Here is a 15145-nt window from a genome sequence, read left to right as displayed (position 1 = left end):
ATAATAACGTATTATACGCCTTTATTCAAGCGTTTCTCGCTCCCCTAATAGGCGTACAGCATATACCTGTTCACAAAAACCTTTTAATCCATTATAGATTCGATGCATTCTCGAATCATGATGCACAAGCCCAAACACCGTTGGACCACTACCACTCATTAAAACTGCATCTGCCCCAAATCGCTTCATCTGTGCTTTAATCCGTGCAACTTCAGGATGCATTGCAAATGTCACATCCTCCAATACGTTGCCAACAGCATTACAAATTCCCTTATAATCACCATGATTAATCGCTTCGACCATTTGATCGACGTCAGGGTGTGTAACACGATTCAGCTTTAAATTTCCATATACGTCAGCAGTCGATACACCGATATGCGGCTTCGCTAAAATAACCCAGCAAGATGGAGGTGTTTTTATATGCTCAATCTTCTCTCCTCTTCCTGTTGCAATTGCCGTTCCTCCATACACACAAAAAGATACATCGGATCCAATCTCTGCGCCAAGTTCTGCTAGTTCATCTATTGTAAGTCCTAAATTCCATAGTTTATTAAGGCCACGTAATGTAGCAGCTGCATCACTGCTTCCACCTGCTAATCCCGCTGCCACCGGAATTGTTTTTTCAATCACAATAGATACACCTTGTTTTACCTGAAATTTTTCTTTTAATAATTTTGCTGCCTGATAAGCCAAGTTACGTTGGTCGTCTGGGACATATCGATTATGAGACACGATTTCAATACGATCTTCCGTTAACTCTGTTAGCTCTAAACGATCAGCTAAATCGATTGTTGTCATAATCATTTTTACTTCATGATAGCCGTCTTGTCTTTTTCCCAGTACATCTAACGACAAATTAATCTTTGCTGGTGCTTTCACTAGTAGCTTCAATCTATTCACCCACTCTATGTACTCAATCTTTTATCGTTTATTTTACCATAAATTTATAGTAAGACGATGACACTTCCCTAATTATAACGAAAAGCATGTAGAATGAAACTACTTATGCAAAATGATAACACCTTTTGGCGTGCAAAAAGCCGAGGATTTTCACCTCGGCTACCGCAGCATAGGAATATGTTACAACTACTGATTTTGTTTCATCAATTGCTTCTCAGCAATTTCAATAGCCCGTTTCACCATATTACCAGCATCTTTCGCACGAATTCCGCCCCATCCTTCTTTCTGAACAACATCGTAAAATCCAAGCTCTTTTGCAAGCTCTTCTTTAAATTGATTTGACATGACTCCTCTTCGTCTACTCAATGCAGATTACCTCCTTATTTTGCTACGGTATAGTTAGTATGCAAAAACATATAGCGTTTCATTTGTGGGAAAATATGTAACACGTCATATAATTAACCTAAAATCACCTCATTATGAGGGTCATCATAAAATGTTAATTCCACCGTTTCTGTTAAAACATCTGCATAACTATAGGAAACACGCTGTAATGTATCTTCTTGTTGATCGAGCTGCACAACAAACACAGAACGATATGTCTCTGCTAATACACCCGATTGCTCTACCGTTTTTCTTCTACCACTATTCGCCTTTAACATAAGACGCTTTCCAAGATGATGATCTAATTCGTTTTTAATTTCATCTAAACGTTTTGCCATATGCTTAGCTACACCTCGCTGTAATTTAGAGTGAATACTTAAGAACACATGATCTCTCTATCCTAATGATAAAGTGAAACTTTAATGAGCCCACACCAATCGGTCTGTTACAGGCAGTGAGGCTCCCACCTATCTTCCTTGCTTCTCCACTGGTGTTAGCCAGCTTGTCCCTTTAGGGGTAGGGGTGGGAGTGTAAAAACTAACAAGCCCTATTATTAGCTGCACTTACTGCCTTTGAATAGATAGAAGAAGTACTATATTTAAAAGTATTAGTAATAGTGTGTTCGTTCCTATCTTCTTTTATCCAAACACCCATAAAACATTAAGTATAGATATATAATTATAAGCATTATATTCCACCTACTAAAAAAGCAAGATACCTATGTACCTTGCTTACTCATCATAATATTGAAATGGTAGCCCTGTTCGTAAAATACCTCGCGTTTCAACGCCACCAAGACCTTTTTCACCAGTAATTGTATTACGCACAACATCCCATACGTTTACACGTTCCATAAAGGAAGTAAAACTAACTTTTCCTACTACATATACAGGATCTAGAGCATGAATATTAATACGGGAAGGAGAACTAGCAAAATTAGCACCCGCTCGAATTAAAGCTTCAAAATGCGATTGACACGCTCCCGCAAAAATAACAAGCTGATCTAATGATGGGTATTTTTTTCTTACTTCACGAACTGCCTGTACAAAATGTCTAGAATGCCTGTAAGCTGCTAAATCTCCCATTACCCCTTTTGACTTTGTATACGCATCATGACCTGTTATGACTAAAATATCTGGTCGAAAATGATCGATTAAATCCACTACCTTTTCATGCATTTCTGTTTCCTTACAATGAATTCCTTGCACTGGCACTCCTATCTTTGTATATAAATCTAAACATTTCCGTAAATATAATGGATCCCCATCTATATGCAATACCCTTCCCGGCATTTGAAAGTAACTCACCTCATTCGTATAGCCACCTGTGGAAGTATGTTCATGCCGCTCCTTCATGAGTACATAATCTTGCTGAAATAGACGATATGTGCGCTCCATCTTCTCCTTTTCACGCTTTTCCCTTTTTTTATACTCACGCTGATTAATAATGATTAAATCTTCAAGTGGAGCGTCCGCAACAAGCCTAACTTCTTCTCCAAATAAAATTGCCATTTCTCCTTTTATCTCTATAATACGAAAAAGTATATCCCGATTATACGATTGTCGTTCTACTAAATCTCCAACATGTACAGCCATTCTCCTACCTCCAAACTCATTAGGCCATCTCACTAACCATCTTCTGTTCATAACCTATGAGTTTAGGAGAGAAAAGGTGACAAAAAGGACAGCTCTATTTAAGCTGCCCTTTATTATTTATTTAAAATTTCATCCGCTATTTTATAGTAGCCGTTTGGTACGAGCTCATAGTCAGTGAAGGATAAAGCTCCCCCACTGATTCATGTTTTACTTCGTCTTATGAGGAACTAGCGCATTACTTAACATTGCAAATTCTTCAATGGATAACGTTTCCCCTCGACGTTTCGGATCAATTCCTATCTCTGTTAAAATTCGCTCTAACAATTCTTTATCTTTCGGAAAATCATTTAAGTTATTTGATAAATTATTCATTAACGTTTTGCGACGTTGTGCAAAACTTGCGCGTACTACCTCAAAGAAAAACTTTTCATCTATTACTTCTACAATTGGCTTCGGACGTTTTAAAAGACGAATAACAGCTGAATCCACATTTGGTTGTGGAACAAATACCGTACGCGGAACTGTCATAACGGTCTCTACTTCTGTATAGTATTGAATTGCAATGGATAAAGAACCGTAATCTTTTGTTCCCGGCTTAGCAGCCAAACGATCTCCTACCTCTTTTTGCATCATCACTACAAATCCACGAACAGGTAGCTTTTCTTCAAGTAATTTGAACAAAATTGGCGTTGTCACATAATATGGTAAATTAGCTACCACCATTACGTCTTGTCCCTCTTCGAATTGTTCTTGAAATACTTCGTGCACATTTGCTTTTAAAACATCTTTGTTAATAATTGTCACATTACCATATGGAGCTAACGTCTCATCTAAAATGGGTAATAGTCTTTGATCAATTTCAAAAGCCACCACTTTTTGGGCACGTTTCGCTAATTGCTCTGTTAGAGCTCCAATACCAGGACCAATTTCAATAGCTCCGCCTTTCGGTCCGATCTCTGCATAATCAACAATGCGATTTAATACATTTGTATCAATTAGGAAATTTTGTCCCAAACTTTTTTTGAATGAAAATCCGTACTTTTCAACAATATCTTTTGTACGATTTGGCGTTGCGATATCCTTCATTTCTTTTCCTCCTGTAATACTTGTTTATAAGCTGCTGCAAATGCCTCCTTAGAAACTTGAAACATTTGTAACCGTTTATGTAACTGCTTCGCATTTGTATAACCAATCTTTAATAGCTTACCCATTCTTTCTCGACGACTTTTTGCCATCTCTCCGCCTACTAGGCCAGCATCAACTAGATCGCTCCAACTAATTTCACTTGTGTAATCTTCCATTTCCTCATGAACATTTTCTAACGCACGGCGAATAGATTCATTAGAAGCATGCTCAATTCCGACACCTTTTTTTCTCTTAGCAAGTGCTTCCTCTTTTGGTAAAAAAGCATGCTTACAGCCCGGTACTTTTTCAGATATGATTTTTCGAATACGCTCTCCAGGATAATCTGGATCGGTAAAAATAATAACGCCCCGTTTTTGTTGCGCTAATTTCACTTGTTCAATAACATGATCACCAATTGCTGAACCGTTCGTTTCAATTGTATCTGCATCTACAGCGCGTTTAATGGCAACTGTATCATCTTTACCTTCTACAACGATAATCTCTTTTATTTTCATGACTGCCTCCACACTCATTTCGTCTCTACTTAGTAAAACAAAAAAACGGATACTTTTCCATTATTATTTTCACATTCACACAATTAAAAAAAGGAAAAGAATGGGCATCCCCATTCTTTTTTATTTCACACCAAACAAAGCTTTTGCATTCTCCGTTGTTATTTTTGCAACTTCATCATATGAAATGCCTTTTAGATTTGCAATTTCTTCTGCTACAAGCTTAACATAACTTGGTTCATTTCGCTTTCCACGGAACGGATGTGGCGTTAAGTATGGACAATCTGTTTCTATTAGTAATTTTTCCATTGGAATTTCCGTAGCAACTTCCTTCGGTTTTTTTGCATTTTTAAACGTTACTGGTCCTCCTAATGAAATGAGGAAATTCATATCAATACATTGTTTTGCTACTTCTACACTTCCACTAAAACAATGCATAATGCCTCCTACTTCAGCGGCATTCTCCTCTTGTAAAATATCTACAATATCTTGTGTCGCTTCACGATTATGAATAATAATCGGTAATTTCACTTTCTTAGCTAATTGAATTTGTTTGCGAAATACTTCTTTTTGCACTTCTTTCGGAGACTTGTCCCAATGATAATCTAGCCCCATTTCACCAAGGGCAACCACTTTCGGATGAGCAGCTAATTCTTCTAACCAAACGAGATGTTCTTCCTTCATATCAATTGCATCGACAGGATGCCAACCAACTGCCGCATAAATAAAATCATATGTTTCTGCAAGTTCAATTGCCTTCTTTATCGTTACTTCATCAAAGCCAACGACAACTGTATATGCTACCCCAACCTCTTTCATCCTAGCAATAACTTCCTGCAAATCCTCTTCAAATTGCTCTGCGTTTAAATGTGAATGCGTATCAAACAACATGTCAAATAACTCCTTTTATTTAAAATAAATGCTACTAAAAAACATTTTCCTAACGATAGAATGCCAGTAATATTACAATATAAATCAAAAGGAAATTCCTTAGTAAGAAAAAAGATGCTTCACGAATGTTACACGTGAAACACCTCTTTCTTTGTCATAATTACTTGATTTTTGTACCATTTGGTAAGTTTTGATCAACTGTTGCTAACGATAGGACACCGTCTTCTTCACCCGCTAAAATCATACCTTGTGATAATTCACCACGTAATTTTACTGGTTTTAAATTCGTTACACAAATAACTTTTTTACCTTTTAAGTCTTCTGGTGTATAGAATTTCGCAATTCCAGATACAACTTGGCGTTTTTCTGTTCCTAAATCCAATTGAATTTTTAGTAATTTATCTGCTTTTTTCACTGGTTCTGCTTCGATTACTTCTGCCACACGCAATTCTACTTTAAAGAAATCATCAATCGTAATTTCTTCTGCTTTCGGTTCTTCTTTCTTCTCTTCAACTTTAGGTGCAGAACCCTTCATTTGTTCTTTAATATAGGCAACCTCTACTTCTACTTCTAAACGTGGGAAGATTGGTTGTCCTTTTACAACTTTTGTACCAGTTGGGATACATCCAATTGTAGAAAGGCTCTCCCAAGATTGATATGCCTCATCAGTAATACCAAGTTGTTCAAAGATTTTACCTGGTGTTGCTGTTAAGAATGGCATAAGCATGATACCTGTTTGACGTAGCATTTCTGCTAAATGCGCCATAACAGATGCAAGCTTCTCTCGATCTTTCTCATCTTTCGCTAATACCCATGGCTGTGTTTCATCAATATATTTATTCGTACGACTAATTAATTGCCAAATGGAACTTAATGCTACCGAGAATTCCATGTTTTCCATTGCTTCTTCTACTTTTTGTAATGTATCTGTTGCAAAATTTACTAACGTTTCGTCAAATTCTGTTACCTTTGCTTTAAATGCAGGGATTTGGCCGTCAAAGTACTTATCGATCATTGCAACTGTACGATTTAATAAATTCCCTAAGTCATTTGCAAGGTCAAAGTTAATACGTTCAACAAAACCTTCTGGTGTAAATACACCATCTGATCCAAATGGAACTTCACGAAGTAAGTAATAACGTAATGCATCTAATCCATAACGATCAATTAATGTAACAGGATCAACGACATTCCCTTTCGATTTGCTCATCTTTCCATCTTTCATTAAAATCCAGCCATGAGCAAATACTTTCTTTGGAAGTGGTAAATCTAGTGCCATTAAAATAATTGGCCAATAAATTGTGTGGAAACGAACAATCTCTTTTCCTACTAAATGAACATCTGCTGGCCAAAACTTTTTATACTTCTCTGCATTTTCTGTTCCATATCCTAATGCTGTAATATAATTTGATAATGCATCTACCCATACGTAAATAACATGTTTAGGATTTCCTGGGACACGAATTCCCCAGTCAAATGAAGTACGTGAAACAGCTAAATCTTCTAATCCTGGTTTAATGAAGTTATTAATCATTTCGTTTTTACGTGATTCTGGTTGAATGAAATGAGGATTCTCTTCATAGAACTTTAATAGTCGATCTACATATTTACCCATTCTAAAGAAGTAGGATTCTTCACGGACAAGTTCTACAGCATGTCCACTATCAGGGCTTTTTCCACCAACTACTTTACCATCTTCCATAATTGGATCAACTAATTGATGTTCCGTATAGAATGTTTCATCTTGTACAGAGTACCATCCTTCGTATTCATCTAAGTAAATATCACCTTGATCAACTAACTGTTTGAAAATCTTTTCTACTACTTCTTTATGACGATTTTCTGTTGTGCGAATAAAATCATCATAAGAAATATCCATTTTCTTCCATAAATCTTTAATTCCCGCAACGATGTCATCAACGTATGCTTGTGGTGTTACTTGTAATTCTTCTGCTTTCTTTTGAATCTTTTGTCCATGTTCATCAGTACCTGTTAAATAATGAACATCATACCCTTGCATGCGTTTGTAGCGTGCCATTGCATCTCCTGCTACTGTTGTATAAGCATGTCCAATATGGAGCTTTCCGCTTGGGTAATAAATTGGAGTAGTAATATAAAAGGATTTCTTTTCCTCTGTCATTATTTTGAACCTCCCAAATGACCTCATATGTATTTATAAACAGTATATCAAAAACTGACGCATAAAAACGAATTAATGCTCGATATCTTTATCATCTATTACTCATATTTCACAAAAATATACAAAAAGGAGAAGAAATATCATAATTATAGAACTCTCCCTACCTTCTATTCACTTAGAGGTGGGAACTTTTCGGCTAAGATGATAAAATCAGAAAATGCTTGCGCAAATATTGTCGATTCTATTATAAATAAGAAGTATAAAAAATCTAGAAATCTTTTATAAAATCTAGAATTTAAGAATTGACGGAAATGTAAATGATTGGTATCATATGTTCATAGGGTATTTTGTCGAAAAATGACGAATTAAAATATAAGCTCGAAAAATTACAAACTATGAGGAGGATAACGAATATGAAATCTACTGGTATCGTTCGTAAAGTTGATGAATTAGGCCGCGTGGTAATTCCGATCGAACTACGTCGTACATTAGGTATTGCAGAAAAGGATGCTCTTGAAATTTACGTTGATGACGAAAAAATCATCCTAAAAAAATACAAACCAAACATGACTTGCCAAGTAACTGGTGAAGTATCAGATCATAACTTATCTTTAGCTGACGGTAAAATTATCTTAAGCAAAGAAGGCGCTGAGCAAATCTTAAACGAATTACAACATTACATTCAATCAGCAAAATAAGCTTCTCAATTATGAGAAGCTTATTTTTTATCAATATGATAGATTTGATAGACATCTCGTTTCGACAGGTTTCGATCTTTTGCAACTTTTTTTATTGCATCCTTTGAGGACATTCCTTGCTCGTTTATATACTGTTCGATATGATCATATACTGAAATAGTTTCCCACCATTCTACCTCAGAAACAGCTTCCTCTTTTGATCCAGATACTAATATACAAAATTCACCACGTACTTCGTTCTTCTTTGCCCATTCGATTGCCTCTTCAATCGATCCTCGAATAAATTCTTCAAATTTCTTTGTTAATTCTCGGCACAATACAATTTCCCTATTACCAAATACTTCTTTCATAGAAAGCAACGTATCGTCTAATCGGTGCGGTGCTTCATAGAACATCATCGTAGTTGAAACATAACGTAGTTTTTCTAATTCTGCTTTACGTTCTTTTTTATTTCTTTGTAAAAATCCATAGAAATAAAAATGTTTCGTTTCTAATCCCGATGCAATGAGTGCTGTAAGAGCAGCATTTGCTCCTGGAAGTGGAATAACGTGATATTGTTTTCCCACAGCTTCTACTACAACATCGTATCCTGGATCAGAAATACAAGGCATACCAGCATCACTTACAAGGGCTATTGTCTTTCCCTCTTCTAGCTTAGCTAAAATCTTTTGACCACTTACTTCCTTATTATGTTCATGATAGCTCATAACTGGCGTTTCAATTTCAAAGTAGTTACAAAGCTTTCTCGTCTGCCTTGTATCTTCAGCAGCAATAATATCAGCCTCCTTCAATATTCGAACCGCTCGAAATGTCATATCTTCTAAATTGCCAATTGGAGTTGGTACTAAGTATAAAACTCCCTCTTCAGTCTGTTGAAAGCTTTTTTGCTGCCACATAACGTTCTCCTTTTTTCATATATTCTTCTTTGTCTTTCCTCTTTAACTGCTTAAAATAATATTCAGCTTGCATAGCTGTTCGTTTTTCTTCATGAACTTCGAGATATTTCAATGCAACTGGAAGCCTAGCACGCGTATATTTAGCTCCCTTTCCATTGTTATGAGTTTGAATTCGTTTTTCTATATGATTTGTATAACCTGCATAGTAGCTACCGTCTGAACATTCCACTACATAAAAATAATGTTTATTCTTCTCCATACAAAATGCTACGAATCTCCTTTGTATATTCATTGTTCTCATCATATACAAAAAGCGGTGGTAAAATCTTCAAATCAGCACTACCATCCTTCATTCCTTCAATTAATAATGTATTTGCTTCCTTACCTGCTTTTGGATATACAAATTGTACACGTTTTGGCTCGATTTTATATTTCCTCATTAATGTTACAATATCGAGCAATCGGCCTGGTCGATGTACAAAAGCCACTTTTCCGCCTTGTTTCACCAATTGACTACTAGCACGTACCACATCTTCTAACGTACACATAATTTCATGACGTGCGATTGCTAAATGTTCATTTATATTTTTCTCCGATGATTTTGGTGTTTGAAAATAAGGGGGATTGCACGTAACAACATCATATTGATGATGACCTAATGTTTGCGGCATGTCCTTTAAATCCCCATGAATTAAATGAATTCGTTCTTCTAAACAATTGTATTGAACACTTCTTATTCCCATATCATATAATCGCTCTTGAATTTCTACACCAGTGATTTTCCCTTTTGTTCTTTTACTTAATAACAGTGGAATAACTGCATTCCCCGTACATAAATCAAGCAAATTTCCTCTTTGAATCGGAACCCAAGCAAAATTTGCAAGTAACACTGCATCTAAAGAAAAATTAAATACAGATGGACTTTGAATAATTTTCATTTCTTCATTTAATAAGTAATCTAAACGCTCATCTCCATATAAATCCATATATGATATCCTTTCTTCCAATTAACCTATCCTACTTCATTATCTATTAACGTAAAATGAAAGCTTATTCTTTCCAATCTTACGCTCATGTATAAAAAATTACCTTTCCAATACATTGGAAAGGTAATTTTATTTTTTATTTAAAAATGACAGACAGAATAAACAATCTCCTTCTTTACGTACACTTCCATAATGTAAATTACAAATATGAAATCCCTCTTGATACAAGCGAGCTAAATTATCATATCCTTCACCGATATCTGTTTTAGGTTTTACTTCTTTACGTTTTTGAGTTTTTTGCTTTTCCTTAGTCTGCGCTTCCTCAAAGCGACGTCGCAAATTCTCATTTTCCATTTTAATATGTTGGTTTTCTTCCAATAACTCGGCAAGATGTTGTTTTAATTCACCCAACTGCTTATATAAATGTCCAATTTGCCCTTCCATGCTAGAAACCGCTGCAAAAATATCTTTTTTCTCCACAAGCACCCACCTCGTTAATCTGTGGTTTGACTCGAAACGACCCCTTCATTTATTAATTCATCTAACGTATATTCAACTATCCGTTCCTTGTCTACTAGTTCCACCTGTATTAATCTTTCTAAAATATTTAATCCGATGACACGTCCAAGACCATTTGGTGTTTGTATACGTTGATCTAAATCAGGAAGTTGCTCCTTTGCCGCCTCATATTCATCATTCTCGTATTTTAAGCAACACATTAAACGACCACATAAACCTGAAATTTTTGCAGGATTTAATGATAAATTTTGATCCTTAGCCATCTTAATAGATACTGGTTCAAAATCTCCTAAAAAAGTAGAACAACAAAGCATACGACCACATGGTCCAATGCCGCCTAGCATTTTAGCTTCATCTCGAACGCCAATTTGTCTTAGTTCAATTCTTGTTCGGAAGATTGCTGCTAAATCTTTTACAAGCTCACGGAAATCAATTCGCCCATCCGCTGTAAAATAGAAAATAATCTTATTGCGATCAAACGTATACTCTACGTCTACCAATTTCATATCAAGATTGTGGTCCGCCACCTTTTGTTGACAAACTTGATATGCTTCTTTTGCAGCATGCTTGTTCTCTTCAACAATGGTCCGATCATTTTCATTTGCAATGCGAATAACTTTCTTTAGTGGTAATACAACATCATTTTCATCTACTTGTTTTTTTGTAATAACCACTTTCCCATATTCAATCCCTCTTACAGTTTCTACGATTACAAACTCATTTTCCGAAATATCGAATTGATTGGGATCAAAGTAATATACCTTTCCGGCCTTCTTAAAGCGAACACCTACTACATCATACAAAACGGTCATCCCTCCTGTAACCGCAACACTAACTGCTCGAACACAAGCTGCGCATTTACATTAGCGTTGATTCTATTTTTTGCCTCTAATATATAAAAAAGGGCTGATACAATGCGCTTCTGAGCATAAGAGAAAGTTGCAAACATCTCCTTTTGCTCTTGAAAAACGAGACGATCTTCCTCTCCTAGTTGAACATATAATAAATCCTTATAAATAAGGAGTAACATATCTAAACCTAGTTGTAATTGTTCCTTCTCTCCAAAGTGTTTCCCCCATTTTTCTTGTACAAAAAAAAGAGAGGTTTTATCTTTTTCGAGCGCTTCACATAATTTTATCACTAAAGTTCGTGCTTGTGCAAACCATTCATCATTACAAAGAGCTAATGCTTCCTCAAAACTATTCGTAATTTGAGCTGCGAGAGTAGATAAGGAAACCGTTATTCCTTCATCCTGTAATCTCCTAATTAAAGATTCTGTAGGAAGCGGCCGAAAAGTCACTACTTGGCAGCGAGATAAGATGGTATTTAATATTTGATGACTTTGTTCTGTAAGCAAAATTGCAGTTGTATCACTACTTGGTTCTTCTAAAAACTTTAATAGAGTATTGGCAGCATTTGCCGTCATTCGGTCTGCATGCTCAATAATATATATCTTCTTATTTGCTTCTAAACCTGTTTTTGAAAACTCTTCTTGTAAATCATGAATTTGTTGTTTTTTAATTGATAGACCGTCTGGCTTTACAAGATGTAAATTAGGATGATTCCCTGAATCAATCCGACGACAATTGATACATGTATGACATGGTTCTACACCACTTCTTTGCATACAAAGAAAACTTTTTGCCATTTGAATTGCCGTTGCAAATTTTCCAGTTCCTTTCGCACCTTCTAACAAATAAGCATGGGATATACGCTCTTTTGCAATACTATTGATTAACATCTTTACACCAATGGGTTGTATAGCAGAAAGCTGCTCCCACGTCTTCGTCATAATGCATACCTCACTTATCCTATACTTTCCTTCTATTATAACAATTTACTTTCTATAAGCTGAATAACCTCTTCTACAACGTTCTCCATTGGCTGATCTGCATTCACTACCACGATACGATCTTTGAACCGTTCTACAATTTGTAGATAGCCCTCACGTACAAGGTGATGAAATGCAACACTTTCCATATCTAAACGATTCACTTCTCTTGCAGCATCTTTTTCAATACGTGCCAAACCAACTTCTGGTGCAATATCTAAATAAATTGTTAAGCTCGGCATACAGTCTTCTGTAGCAAAGCGATTCATTTCATATACTTTATCAATTCCTAATCCTCTTGCATACCCTTGATAAGCAAGAGAGCTATCAATAAAACGATCACACAATACAAGCTGATCTGCCTCTAATGCTGGCATAACTTTTTCTACTAAATGTTGTCTCCTTGCTGCTGCATATAATAGCGCCTCTGTACGAGCTTCCATCATTGTATACTCTTGTTTATGTAAAATCGTTCGAATTTCTTCTGAAATAACAATTCCACCTGGTTCCCTTGTTGCAATTACTTTCTGTCCCTTATTTTCAAAATATGGTAACAACTTTGTAATTAATGTTGATTTTCCTGACCCTTCTGGTCCTTCAATTGTTACAAATAATCCCTTCATCCTAAAACCTACTTTCTCTCTATAACATATACCTTTATATACGTTGGATTCCCTTGAAAACGAGCCCCAGTTCTTTCTAAATGAGCAATCTCTCTTATATGCTCTAAACGAATTGTTTCCCCATACATAATGAGTGGTATTCCAGGTGGATATGGAATAACCATCTCTGCTGCTATCATACCAACAGCTTCTTCTATAGGTACTCGTTTTATCTCATATTCCTCTAAGTGCTTATATGCAAATGGTAAAGGAGAAATCTCCCCTTTATAAGTATAACGAATAGAAGGTCTATTGTCTGTTACCTTATAATGCCTTAGCAATAATCGTATGATTTCTATTCCTTTCATGTATTTCTCATTTACTTGTAACGGTAAAATAAAAAGTACGTTATACGGATCTGCCATTTCTGCATATATACCAGCCTGTTCAAATAGGGACTGTAATTCATACCCAGACAATTCACAACGACTTTGGACAGTAACCTTGAGTTCATCCTGTAATGGATATTGCAAAACCTTTATTTGCGGAATAGAATGTAATGCTTCTTTAAATTGATTGATGAACTCAATAATGGAATGATAACCCTTTTCTTTCATATTTGCTAATGCAAAACGAGCAATATCCAAAGAAGCCATAATTGGATAGGATGGGCTACTAGATTGTAACATATTTAAATAACTAAAAACTTTCTCTCTATTTATTAAGTCACTATTTATATGTAAATAAGATCCCATCGTCATTGCAGGTAATGTTTTATGTGCAGACTGTACTACAATATCCGCACCATACGCCACTGCTGATTGAGGAAATGGTTCTCCTAAGCAAAAATGTGCGCCATGTGCCTCATCTACTAATACAGGTATTTGATGCTGATGCGCATAGGCGATACTTTCTTTTAAATTGACGCCCATACCGTAATAATTAGGATGTGTTAAAATAAGTGCTTTAGCATTTGGATACTGGTCAATAGCCTTTTTTATGATTTCATTATGGATGCCAACAGGCACATGATATACCTCATCAATCCATGGGTCTAAAAATACTGGATTAGCACCTGCTAACTTTAAAGCATTTATAACGGATTTATGACAATTTCTTTGTACAAGAACAATGTCATGTTCCCCGCAGCAAGATAAAACCATTGCTAAATTTCCAACTGTAGAGCCACTAACTAAAAAGTAACTTTTCTGTACTTCATATACGTCAGCCAGCAATCGTTGTGCCTCATCTATACATGCAGAGGGACTATGTAAATCATCTAATCCTGTTAATTCAGTTACATCAATAGAAAGTATATCTCTAAAGCTGTCGATTGCTTCTTTAGGGAAATTCAAACCATTTTTATGACCTGGGACATGTAAAGATAACGGTTGTTGCTGTTTAAAGCGCACTAATGCTTCGTATAACGGTATTTGATTTTGATTCATATGTTACCTCTTCCTAACTTTTCTTTCTTCATCTATTATACAGATATCAAATCAAAAAAAATAATAGGCATATGCCTATTTAAAAATATGATACTTCTATTTTCTTTAGTTGTTTCAAATAATATATATATTTTGGATCATTTGTCTCAGTATTCACCATATCCTTTTCACATTCATCACAGATGAAACGATTCTGAACATATATCCCTTCGTTTCTTTTATGCTCACATATAATGCAAATTTCATTTAGCGATTCCATAACTTATCCTCCTCCCAATTTAACTGAATATATTTTACATTTCTATTCCTTAACACTTTTCAGAAAAATATACGTCCTTTTGTTATATATAATATGAAGTGCTTCTAGGCAATGTGTTTGTATTTCATACAATGCTGAAAAACTTCTGCTATATTTTTTATCAAATTCCTTTTCAAAACAAAAAAACACGAATCAATCGATTCGTGTTTGAATTGCTTGGCGACGTCCTACTCTCACAGGGGCAAGGCCCCAACTACCATCGGCGCTAGAGAGCTTAACTTCCGTGTTCGGTATGGGAACGGGTGTGACCTCTCTGCCATCGTCACCAAACTACCAAAGGCATATTCCTTCAAAACTAG

General features: G+C 35.7%; 18 protein-coding genes and 1 rRNA gene. 1 reads left to right on the top strand and 18 read right to left on the bottom strand.

Annotation, left to right across the window (positions count from 1 at the left end; genetic code table 11):
• Positions 1-21: 21 nt before the first annotated feature.
• The 8 genes from ispE to metG all read right to left on the bottom strand — a co-directional run bounded on the left by ispE (position 22) and on the right by metG (position 7547).
• On the bottom strand, positions 22-891 hold the full coding sequence (ispE, locus tag MR058_RS21115) for a 4-(cytidine 5'-diphospho)-2-C-methyl-D-erythritol kinase (RefSeq protein WP_242145700.1): 870 nt from the start codon (positions 889-891) through the stop codon (positions 22-24).
• Between the two features lie 195 nt (positions 892-1086).
• Positions 1087-1266 (bottom strand): acid-soluble spore protein SspF, encoded by a 180-nt coding sequence (sspF, locus tag MR058_RS21110; RefSeq protein WP_080377448.1) that lies wholly within the window; start codon positions 1264-1266, stop codon positions 1087-1089.
• A 92-nt stretch (positions 1267-1358) separates the two neighbouring features.
• On the bottom strand, positions 1359-1622 hold the full coding sequence (gene veg, locus MR058_RS21105; RefSeq protein ID WP_242145699.1) for a biofilm formation stimulator Veg: 264 nt from the start codon (positions 1620-1622) through the stop codon (positions 1359-1361).
• Positions 1623-2015: 393 nt separating this feature from the next.
• Positions 2016-2879, bottom strand: coding sequence for a sporulation peptidase YabG (gene yabG / locus MR058_RS21100; RefSeq protein WP_242145698.1), 864 nt, complete (start codon positions 2877-2879; stop codon positions 2016-2018).
• Between the two features lie 207 nt (positions 2880-3086).
• Positions 3087-3965, bottom strand: a complete 879-nt coding sequence (gene rsmA, locus MR058_RS21095) for a 16S rRNA (adenine(1518)-N(6)/adenine(1519)-N(6))-dimethyltransferase RsmA (RefSeq protein WP_242145697.1) — start codon at positions 3963-3965, stop codon at positions 3087-3089.
• On the bottom strand, positions 3962-4519 hold the full coding sequence (gene rnmV, locus MR058_RS21090; RefSeq protein ID WP_242145696.1) for a ribonuclease M5: 558 nt from the start codon (positions 4517-4519) through the stop codon (positions 3962-3964). The genes rsmA and rnmV overlap by 4 nt, the downstream gene beginning before the upstream one ends.
• A 120-nt stretch (positions 4520-4639) precedes the next feature.
• Complete coding sequence (locus tag MR058_RS21085) at positions 4640-5407, bottom strand: TatD family hydrolase (protein ID WP_242145695.1); 768 nt, start codon at positions 5405-5407, stop codon at positions 4640-4642.
• A gap of 160 nt (positions 5408-5567) precedes the next feature.
• Positions 5568-7547: a methionine--tRNA ligase gene (gene metG, locus MR058_RS21080; protein ID WP_242145694.1), complete on the bottom strand. Its 1980-nt coding sequence runs from the start codon at positions 7545-7547 to the stop codon at positions 5568-5570.
• A 413-nt stretch (positions 7548-7960) separates the two neighbouring features.
• On the opposite strand from metG, the gene MR058_RS21075 reads away from it, so the two are divergent.
• Positions 7961-8245: an AbrB/MazE/SpoVT family DNA-binding domain-containing protein gene (locus MR058_RS21075; RefSeq protein WP_011983177.1), complete on the top strand. Its 285-nt coding sequence runs from the start codon at positions 7961-7963 to the stop codon at positions 8243-8245.
• 20 nt (positions 8246-8265) lie between these two features.
• On the opposite strand, the gene rsmI is transcribed toward MR058_RS21075, so the two are convergent.
• The 10 genes from rsmI to rrf all read right to left on the bottom strand — a co-directional run bounded on the left by rsmI (position 8266) and on the right by rrf (position 15116).
• Positions 8266-9141 carry a 16S rRNA (cytidine(1402)-2'-O)-methyltransferase gene (rsmI, locus tag MR058_RS21070; protein ID WP_242145693.1) on the bottom strand — a complete coding sequence of 292 codons (876 nt, stop codon included), beginning with the start codon at positions 9139-9141 and terminating at the stop codon, positions 8266-8268.
• Positions 9110-9400, bottom strand: a complete 291-nt coding sequence (locus tag MR058_RS21065) for a GIY-YIG nuclease family protein (RefSeq protein WP_242145692.1) — start codon at positions 9398-9400, stop codon at positions 9110-9112. Before MR058_RS21065 ends, rsmI begins: the two co-directional genes overlap by 32 nt.
• Positions 9387-10127 carry a tRNA1(Val) (adenine(37)-N6)-methyltransferase gene (locus MR058_RS21060; RefSeq protein ID WP_242145691.1) on the bottom strand — a complete coding sequence of 247 codons (741 nt, stop codon included), beginning with the start codon at positions 10125-10127 and terminating at the stop codon, positions 9387-9389. The genes MR058_RS21065 and MR058_RS21060 overlap by 14 nt, the downstream gene beginning before the upstream one ends.
• Positions 10128-10256: 129 nt before the next feature.
• Complete coding sequence (gene yabA, locus MR058_RS21055) at positions 10257-10607, bottom strand: DNA replication initiation control protein YabA (protein WP_242145690.1); 351 nt, start codon at positions 10605-10607, stop codon at positions 10257-10259.
• A gap of 14 nt (positions 10608-10621) precedes the next feature.
• Positions 10622-11449 carry a PSP1 domain-containing protein gene (locus tag MR058_RS21050; RefSeq protein WP_242145689.1) on the bottom strand — a complete coding sequence of 276 codons (828 nt, stop codon included), beginning with the start codon at positions 11447-11449 and terminating at the stop codon, positions 10622-10624.
• Positions 11450-11454: 5 nt separating this feature from the next.
• Entirely contained in the window at positions 11455-12438 is a 984-nt protein-coding gene (gene holB / locus MR058_RS21045; RefSeq protein WP_242145688.1) for a DNA polymerase III subunit delta', read from the bottom strand.
• Positions 12439-12473: 35 nt separating this feature from the next.
• The gene (tmk, locus tag MR058_RS21040; RefSeq protein WP_242145687.1) at positions 12474-13100 is read right to left on the bottom strand and encodes a dTMP kinase; all 627 of its coding nucleotides are present in this window, start codon (positions 13098-13100) and stop codon (positions 12474-12476) included.
• Between the two features lie 8 nt (positions 13101-13108).
• Complete coding sequence (locus tag MR058_RS21035; RefSeq protein WP_242145686.1) at positions 13109-14527, bottom strand: aminotransferase class I/II-fold pyridoxal phosphate-dependent enzyme; 1419 nt, start codon at positions 14525-14527, stop codon at positions 13109-13111.
• 79 nt (positions 14528-14606) lie between these two features.
• Positions 14607-14786, bottom strand: a complete 180-nt coding sequence (locus MR058_RS21030; protein ID WP_242145685.1) for a sigma factor G inhibitor Gin — start codon at positions 14784-14786, stop codon at positions 14607-14609.
• Between the two features lie 214 nt (positions 14787-15000).
• Positions 15001-15116 (bottom strand): 5S ribosomal RNA (gene rrf, locus MR058_RS21025).
• Between the last annotated feature and the right edge of the window lie 29 nt (positions 15117-15145).

The sequence above is a fragment of the Bacillus cereus group sp. BfR-BA-01430 genome (assembly GCF_022663115.1).
Lineage (GTDB): Bacteria > Bacillota > Bacilli > Bacillales > Bacillaceae_G > Bacillus_A > Bacillus_A cereus_BD.
Note: the sequence above shows the minus strand (reverse complement) of the source record. Positions and strands in the feature narration are given on the sequence as shown.

Excerpts from the sequence above, each read along its gene's own strand:
- yabG (WP_242145698.1), bottom strand. The coding sequence starts at position 2,879 with ATGGCTGTACATGTTGGAGATTTAGTAGAACGACAATCGTATAATCGG.
- MR058_RS21075 (WP_011983177.1), top strand. The coding sequence starts at position 7,961 with ATGAAATCTACTGGTATCGTTCGTAAAGTTGATGAATTAGGCCGCGTG.
- rsmI (WP_242145693.1), bottom strand. The coding sequence starts at position 9,141 with ATGTGGCAGCAAAAAAGCTTTCAACAGACTGAAGAGGGAGTTTTATAC.
- rnmV (WP_242145696.1), bottom strand. The coding sequence starts at position 4,519 with ATGAAAATAAAAGAGATTATCGTTGTAGAAGGTAAAGATGATACAGTT.
- tmk (WP_242145687.1), bottom strand. The coding sequence starts at position 13,100 with ATGAAGGGATTATTTGTAACAATTGAAGGACCAGAAGGGTCAGGAAAA.
- MR058_RS21065 (WP_242145692.1), bottom strand. The coding sequence starts at position 9,400 with ATGGAGAAGAATAAACATTATTTTTATGTAGTGGAATGTTCAGACGGT.
- metG (WP_242145694.1), bottom strand. The coding sequence starts at position 7,547 with ATGACAGAGGAAAAGAAATCCTTTTATATTACTACTCCAATTTATTAC.
- holB (WP_242145688.1), bottom strand. The coding sequence starts at position 12,438 with ATGACGAAGACGTGGGAGCAGCTTTCTGCTATACAACCCATTGGTGTA.
- MR058_RS21060 (WP_242145691.1), bottom strand. The coding sequence starts at position 10,127 with ATGGATTTATATGGAGATGAGCGTTTAGATTACTTATTAAATGAAGAA.
- veg (WP_242145699.1), bottom strand. The coding sequence starts at position 1,622 with ATGGCAAAACGTTTAGATGAAATTAAAAACGAATTAGATCATCATCTT.
- MR058_RS21030 (WP_242145685.1), bottom strand. The coding sequence starts at position 14,786 with ATGGAATCGCTAAATGAAATTTGCATTATATGTGAGCATAAAAGAAAC.
- MR058_RS21035 (WP_242145686.1), bottom strand. The coding sequence starts at position 14,527 with ATGAATCAAAATCAAATACCGTTATACGAAGCATTAGTGCGCTTTAAA.
- rsmA (WP_242145697.1), bottom strand. The coding sequence starts at position 3,965 with ATGAAGGATATCGCAACGCCAAATCGTACAAAAGATATTGTTGAAAAG.
- MR058_RS21085 (WP_242145695.1), bottom strand. The coding sequence starts at position 5,407 with ATGTTGTTTGATACGCATTCACATTTAAACGCAGAGCAATTTGAAGAG.